The sequence below is a fragment of the Streptomyces marokkonensis genome, assembly GCF_039539045.1.
Classification (GTDB): domain Bacteria; phylum Actinomycetota; class Actinomycetes; order Streptomycetales; family Streptomycetaceae; genus Streptomyces; species Streptomyces marokkonensis.
Map to the genome: position 1 here is coordinate 5,940 of NZ_BAABCQ010000258.1, position 1,466 is coordinate 7,405.

The 1,466-nt window shown below is 73.4% G+C and carries 1 protein-coding gene; it reads left to right on the plus strand.

Translation table 11 applies throughout. The features are described 5' to 3' along the window. Positions 1 to 275 precede the first annotated feature (275 nt). The gene (locus ABEA26_RS34075) at positions 276 to 1,265 is read left to right on the plus strand and encodes a DUF5926 family protein (RefSeq protein ID WP_345597675.1); all 990 of its coding nucleotides are present in this window, start codon (positions 276 to 278) and stop codon (positions 1,263 to 1,265) included. Positions 1,266 to 1,466 lie beyond the last annotated feature (201 nt).

A 1,466-nucleotide genomic window follows, 5' to 3' on the forward strand; every position in this document is an offset into this window, starting at 1 on the left:
GACCAGGGCGACCAGGGCGACCAGGGCGACCAGGGCGACCAGGGCGACCAGGGCGACCGCGGGAACGTCCGGCGGGGCGCGGGGGAACCGTGACGGCAGCCCTGGGAAGCCGGGACGGGTCTCCACAGGCGACCCGTTGCCCATAGGCGACCCGTTGCGCCCACAGGCGACCCGTACCCACAGACGTCCCGTTGTCCACAGGGTCCCGTAGGCCGGGGTGGGAACGGCTAGGCTCGCGCCCGTACGAGATGAGCCGCAACCGGGAGACACCCACGATGGCCAAGAAGCGACCCCAGACGAAGGCCAAGCGCCCGCAGCTCGCCGACGGTGCCCGTGCCGCAGGCGCTGATGGGAACTTCCCGGTCGTCGGCGCACGCGAGCCCTGCCCCTGCGGCAGCGGCCGCCGGTACAAGGCCTGCCATGGCCGGGCCGCCGCGCAGGCCACGACCGCGCTGGTGCAGCGCCCGTTCGAGGGGCTGCCCGGCGAGTGCGACTGGGTGGCACTGCGCGAGCTGGTGCCGGCCGCCACGGTTGACCTGCCCCTCAAGGGCGGCCTGCCCGAGGGCGTCCCCTCCGTCACACTGGCCACCGTGCTGCCGATGGCCTGGCCCGCCCTGCGCCGCGACGACGGCTCGGTCCTGCTCGGCCTGCAGAACGACACGGCGTCGGGCGACATCAGCCGCGACCTCGCCGACACCCTCCAACGTGCGCTGACCGCAGAGCCCGGCACCCCGGTGCAGGGCCGCCGCGCGCCGGCCGACGGTCCGCGACTGCAGGACCTGCTCGCTCCCGAGGGAGCGTTCGAGCCGGCCGTCCACGAGGGCTTCGAGTTCTGGGTTCCGGATCCGGAGAACGCCACGCCGGACGTGACCGCCTCCTTGGAGCGGGCCAACGCCGCGGCCATCCCGACCGTCCGGCTCCAGGGCGTGGACGCCGCCTACTGGTGCGAGACGCCGGAGAAGAACCACCTGCGTTGGGTCATGCCGCACGAGGAGGAGCGCCTTCTGGACGCTCTCGCCCGGCTGCACGCCGCGGGCCGGTCGTCGCTCGGCGAGGGCACCCGCCTCGTCGGTTCCTTCCGCGCGCACGGGCTCACCGTCCCGGTGTGGGACCTGCCGAGCGAGGTCACCGCGCAGGACATCGAGAAGCCGGCGGCCGAGTTCGCCGAGCGTCTCGCCGAGGCTCTGGCCTCGGACTCGCCGCTCACCCCCGACGAGCGCCGGGCACGCGGCGGCCTGACCAACCGGCAGGTCACCCTCAGCTGACACGCAGCCGTGGGGGCGGGCCTGGCTGATCGACCGGTCAGCCAGGCCCGCGATCCTGGGCGCGTGACTCCGGTCACAACTCCCGGGGAAGACAGGCCAGTCGGTGACCGGAAAACAGGAGATCGAATTTGCTTACCGCCGATCTCTTGTTACCGTTCGAGTAGCCCGGTTGCTGGCGCATCCCCCGTCGCCAGCGGCCGG

Excerpts from the sequence above, each read along its gene's own strand:
- ABEA26_RS34075 (WP_345597675.1), top strand. The coding sequence starts at position 276 with ATGGCCAAGAAGCGACCCCAGACGAAGGCCAAGCGCCCGCAGCTCGCC.